This is a genomic window from Gordonia sp. i37 (assembly GCF_002043085.1).
Lineage (GTDB): Bacteria > Actinomycetota > Actinomycetes > Mycobacteriales > Mycobacteriaceae > Gordonia > Gordonia polyisoprenivorans.
In genome coordinates, this window is record NZ_MVPX01000444.1 from 1 (window position 1) to 4856 (window position 4856).

At 68.1% G+C, this 4856-nt stretch carries 6 protein-coding genes; 5 read left to right on the top strand and 1 reads right to left on the bottom strand.

The window, feature by feature from the left end; translation table 11 throughout:
* Together B1964_RS21955 and B1964_RS21960 are read left to right on the top strand one after the other, a co-directional pair.
* Positions 1 to 666 (top strand): tyrosine-protein phosphatase (locus B1964_RS21955; RefSeq protein ID WP_139765827.1); only part of this gene is annotated, 666 nt, incomplete at its 5' end.
* A 58-nt stretch (positions 667 to 724) separates the two neighbouring features.
* Positions 725 to 2299 carry a DUF1266 domain-containing protein gene (locus B1964_RS21960; RefSeq protein ID WP_079931271.1) on the top strand — a complete coding sequence of 525 codons (1575 nt, stop codon included), beginning with the start codon at positions 725 to 727 and terminating at the stop codon, positions 2297 to 2299.
* Between the two features lie 28 nt (positions 2300 to 2327).
* Here B1964_RS21960 and B1964_RS21965 read toward each other — a convergent pair whose 3' ends face one another.
* Positions 2328 to 2813, bottom strand: a complete 486-nt coding sequence (locus B1964_RS21965; protein ID WP_079931272.1) for a PaaI family thioesterase — start codon at positions 2811 to 2813, stop codon at positions 2328 to 2330.
* Between the two features lie 42 nt (positions 2814 to 2855).
* Between B1964_RS21965 and B1964_RS21970 the strand changes: the two genes are divergently transcribed.
* From B1964_RS21970 to B1964_RS21980, 3 genes are all read left to right on the top strand, one after another.
* On the top strand, positions 2856 to 3461 hold the full coding sequence (locus B1964_RS21970) for a TetR/AcrR family transcriptional regulator (protein ID WP_006372502.1): 606 nt from the start codon (positions 2856 to 2858) through the stop codon (positions 3459 to 3461).
* Positions 3462 to 3590: 129 nt separating this feature from the next.
* Positions 3591 to 4268, top strand: coding sequence for a DUF4166 domain-containing protein (locus B1964_RS21975; protein WP_079931273.1), 678 nt, complete (start codon positions 3591 to 3593; stop codon positions 4266 to 4268).
* A gap of 77 nt (positions 4269 to 4345) precedes the next feature.
* Positions 4346 to 4786, top strand: a complete 441-nt coding sequence (locus tag B1964_RS21980) for an SRPBCC family protein (RefSeq protein WP_014358903.1) — start codon at positions 4346 to 4348, stop codon at positions 4784 to 4786.
* Positions 4787 to 4856: the final 70 nt, after the last annotated feature.

Below are 4856 nucleotides of genomic sequence, written 5' to 3' on the forward strand. Positions count from 1 at the left end.
GCCGACCTGCCGCACCTCGAAGCGCTGGGCCTGCGCACGATCTACGATCTGCGCTCGGCCACCGAGCGGAAAGCGTTGCCCGATCCCCAACTCGACGATGTCATCGACATCCACCTCGACGTGCTCGCCGACGCGGCCATGGCGATCCCGGCCAACATCGGGGCCTTCCTGTCGGATCCGAAGACGGTGGCGATGGCCGGTCAGCAACTGTCCGACGGCAAGGCGCGGAACCTGATCGCGGGCACCTACCGGGACCTGGTGTCGCTGCCCAGCGCGCGCTCGTCCTACCGGTCCTTCTATCGCGGGCTGCTCGGCGAGCATCGAGCGCCCGCGCTTTTTCACTGCACCACCGGCAAGGACCGGACCGGCTGGGCGGCGGCATCCTTTCTCGCCTTGATGGGCGTGGCGAAAGACGATGTCTACCATGACTATCTGCTGACCAACGAGCGCCTCGTCCCGGCCCTGCGACCGATCTTCGACGACTTCGCCGCCGCCGGTGGCGATCCCGACCTACTGATTCCGGTGCTCGGGGTGGATGCCGCCTACCTCGACGCGGCCTTCGCAGAGGTGGACTCGACCTACGGCGGGATCGAGGGATATTTCAGCCGCGGCCTCGAGATCGGTGTCGAGGACCAACGGCGGCTCCGGGAGTACTTCCTGAACTGACGTCGCGGGCCGGCGGTGCCGGCACGGCTGCAGCGCCACCGCGGTAGCGTCCTCGCTCATGACGACTCCGTCCGTGGGCGACGACATCGCCGGCTACCGAATCGTGCAGAGGCTGCGGCCGAGTGCTGCCGGGGATCGCTATCTGGCCGACCACCCGCGGCTGCCCCGACGCGATGTCCTGACTGTGCCGCATCCCGGGTCGGATGAGGATGCCGACGCCCGCGCCCGATTCACTCGCGCGGTCGACATCGCCTCGTCGCTGCTGCATCCGCATATCGTCCCGGTCCACGATCGTGGCGACAGTGGCTGTGGCAGTGATGGGGACGGGATGCCGTGGGTGTCGACGGCGTACGTCGACGGCGGTGATGTCGGGACCCTCCTCGCCGAATCCGGAACGACGCTGTCGGCGGACACGGTGACCAAGATCGTCACGGCGGTCGCCGACGCCCTCGATCACGCGCACGCGCACGGCCTCGCGCACACCGACATCCGGGCCGGCGAGATACTGCTCGACGCGCACCACCGCCCCTACCTGACGGGCTTCGTCCTCGCCGATCCCGCCGAACTCGCCGACGATCAGACGCAGCTCGCCCGCACCGCGATCGACATGCTCGGGAGCGCGGTCGGGCCACAGATTGCGCAGGTGACCAGCCGTGCGTGCTCAGCCGACCCGGAGCTGCGTTACCCGTCGTGTCGTGACTTCGCCGCCGCGCTGCGGGCTGCGCTGGGTGGCGTCGAGGACGGTGTGGCGAGCTCGCCAACCGTCGTCACGGCGACCGCCTCACCCACGGTTGTCCCCGCGCCGCCCACTGTGGTGGCTGCTCCGCCGACCATGGTTGCGGCGCGACCCACGATGGTGGCCGCGCCACCGGTTGCTCCCATGCCCTACACCGCTGCGCCGCCGATGCCGGTCACCGGTGGCCCGATCCGATGGAGCGGCTATCCCGGAACCGTCGAGCAACTCCGCGGCGTGGCGTGCGGCGCCTACTTTGCCGTCACCACGTCGCAGGATCCCGTCGACCACCTGACGATGGCCGAAAGCGACCGCTCGATCCGCAAGATCGTCCGTCGGGCATGGGCGATCACCGACACCGCGTCGGCCATCGACACCACCGAACTACTGGCCCTCGGGCTGGTCACCGCCGACTACGACGCCGTCCTCGCGGGACTGACGCGCATGCAGCCGGGAGTGCCGCGGTCGGCGATGAGGTTCGACCCGGGGGCTGCCGACGCGATCACCGCCGCGAGTGGTGTGGATGCCGCACGAGCCCGGACCGTCGTGCAGACCGTCGCACTGTCGCACAACCTGCCGCCGCAGGTGCCGGTCAGCACCGCGGCGTGGGAACTCGGGCAGGCCGTCGAGTTGGTGCGGATGTGTCATCGCGCGGGACTGGTCGAGGAGATCTGGGCATGGGCGGCGATCGTCGACCTGGGCCGGCGCGCACAGCAGCGCTACGCCGACTGGATGGCGTTTGCGCTCGGATTCGAGTGGGGTCGGGCGCTGGCCTCGGCCGAGGATACCCGTGACCCTGCTGCCGCGGCCGACGAGTCCTGCGCCCGCACGCGTCCGGTGCTGAGCATGCTGCTCACCGATCCGAGCAGCCCCTGGACGCGGATACCGCTGCAGCAGTAGGTATTCCGACGCCCCCAAGGGATCGGCGCTACCGGAACACGATGCACGTCGTCGTGCCGTGTGCGACGAGCTTTCCGTCGGCGGAGAACACCTTGCCCTCGGCGGTCGCGGTGCGTCCGCCGACGTGGATGACGGTGCCGACGCCGGTCAGCTCGTCGGCGTCGAGGGCCACCGACCGGATGTAGTTCACCTTCAGTTCGAGGGTGGTGTAGCCGACGCCGGCGGGCAGGGTGGTGTGAACCGCGCAGCCCATCACCGAGTCGAGCAGGGTGGCACAGATGCCGCCGTGCACGGTGCCGAGCGGATTGGCGAAGTCTGCCTTGGGGGTGACGGCGAAGTGCACCTCGCCCTCCTTGATGCGGACCGGCCGCATACCGAGCAACCGGCCGATGCTGGGCCGGTCGTCGTCGGGGGTCGACTGCCAGGCGCGCAGGAGTTCGAGCCCCGACATCGCGCTCGGGTCGGTGGCGGCGGATGTGTTCGTTGAGGTCGTCACGATTATGTATGGTTGCATAGAAGCACCGAATTATGAAGGCCTACATAGGAGTGATGCCCGATGGGTGACGAGGCCACCGACATCGTGACGACCAAGACCCGCTCACGCGGACCGCGTGAGCGCATGGTGGTGCACGCCGCCGATCTGATCGGTCGCGACGGTGTGGCGGCCACCTCGATCGGCGACGTCATCGCGGCCAGTTCGGCCCCACGCGGCTCGATCTATCACCACTTCCCGGGTGGCAAGACGCAGCTGATGACCGAGGCGGTGCGCTATGCAGGTGACTTCATCGCCACCCGCATCGGAGGTCAGCATCCGGGTTCGCCCGCCGAGGCCATCATCGGCATCGGCGACGTGTGGCGGCGGATGCTGGTCGCCACCGACTTCCAGTTCGGCTGCCCGGTGCTCGCCGGGGGTCTCGCCCGTCGGTCGGAGCCGTCCGTCGCCGACGAGGCCGACGAGATCTTCGGAAACTGGCTGCGGCTGATCGCGGCCCGACTGGTCTCCGAGGGGGTCGCCCCAGAGCGTGCGGATTCCTTGGCCAACCTGGTCGTCGCCGCCATCGAGGGGGCCGTCGGGCTGTGCCAGACGCAGCGCAGCGTGGCGCCACTCGATCAGGTCATCGGCGAGCTCGCACGCCTCTGCGACGACGCCGCCGCACACTGATCCCCGCCCGTCGGGCCCTCGGGGTCGCGCGGGCCCCGACCACCTCGGGCTCCCGATGTGAACGACGACATAGTAGGTTTTTCGTTCAAACATGTCGTGGGACACACATCTGCGGGAGGTGGTGGGGCGATGACACCGGTGTACCGAGATGTCCTCGGCTCCGACTTCGACCGTCTGCACCCCAACATCGCGTGGCGCTACAGCATCGACTCCCCCTCGAATGTCGCCCAGATCGGGACCGGCATCCTCGAGTCGGTCTACATCACCCCGGCGCTGCCGCCACCGTTCTTCTGGTACTACGGCAAACGCAACGCGCTGCCCTCGAAGACGAGCCGGATGGTGCCGTTCAGCCAGGGACATTATTGCTACACCGACGAATTGGGTCGAGAGAATCTGGCCGTGCTGCGCAGCTTCGACTACACCTCGGGGACCCGCAAACTGAATTCGCTGCTCGTGGCCGGACGCACCGGCCTCGTCGACTATTTCGGCGACGGACCCGAACTGCTCTACCCGATCGAGCCGTCGGTGACCGCCGCCGGTGAACTGCTGCTGGAGAGCGGGCCGATGCGCTGGCTGGGCCGCGGCCCCAAGGTCGGGATGAAGGGCCTGTTCGGCGCCCAGATGAAGTACATCGAGGGATGGGACGAGGAACGTCAGCGGTTCCGGTGCGACGCCACCGTCCGCAACCCGGTGATCGGGGAGATCCTGCACTTCCGTGGCTGGTTCACCGCCACCGACATCGCCTGCAGCGTGCGCGACATCCCCGACGAGGCGTGGCCGCTGAACCTCGTCGACCGCGAGGTCTGACGGAGCTGCAGCCGGATCCGGCCCGCTCCGACGAGGTTCTCCTGCCGCGGCACTTCACCGCGCGGTACATTCTGCGCATGGCTGTCTCTGCGAGAACCGAGTTCGATGTCGCCGCACCCCCGTCGGTCGTGATGGAGGTGCTGATGGATGTGGAATCCCTGCCCGAATGGTCCGGTCCGCACAAGGCGGCCGCCATCGTGTCCGAACACGACGACGGCACGCCCGATCAGGTCACCATGACCGTCTCGGCCGCCGGTGTCAACGATGATCAGACCGTCTCCTATGCGTGGACCGACAACACCTGCTCCTGGAGTCTCATCGAGTCCAAGATGCTGGCCGAGCAACAGGGCAAGTACACGGTGACGCCGTCGGGCGACGGGTCGCACGTCGAGTTCGAGCTCGAGATCGACCTCAAGGTGAAGCTGCCCGGCATGCTCGTCAAACGTGGCCAGAAGACGGCTGTGGAGACCGCCAAGAAAGGTCTCACCGCGGAGTCGGAGCGCCGCGCAAAAGCCTGATTTCAGACGTCAAAACCCAATGGGGCCTGCCGATTTCGATCGGCAGGGCCCCCTTGCGTCCCGGGGGGCC

Bases quoted from the DNA above. Each gene is read 5' to 3' on its own strand.
- B1964_RS21975 (WP_079931273.1), top strand. From the start codon at position 3,591: ATGACACCGGTGTACCGAGATGTCCTCGGCTCCGACTTCGACCGTCTG.
- B1964_RS21980 (WP_014358903.1), top strand. From the start codon at position 4,346: ATGGCTGTCTCTGCGAGAACCGAGTTCGATGTCGCCGCACCCCCGTCG.
- B1964_RS21965 (WP_079931272.1), bottom strand. From the start codon at position 2,813: ATGCAACCATACATAATCGTGACGACCTCAACGAACACATCCGCCGCC.
- B1964_RS21970 (WP_006372502.1), top strand. From the start codon at position 2,856: ATGGGTGACGAGGCCACCGACATCGTGACGACCAAGACCCGCTCACGC.
- B1964_RS21960 (WP_079931271.1), top strand. From the start codon at position 725: ATGACGACTCCGTCCGTGGGCGACGACATCGCCGGCTACCGAATCGTG.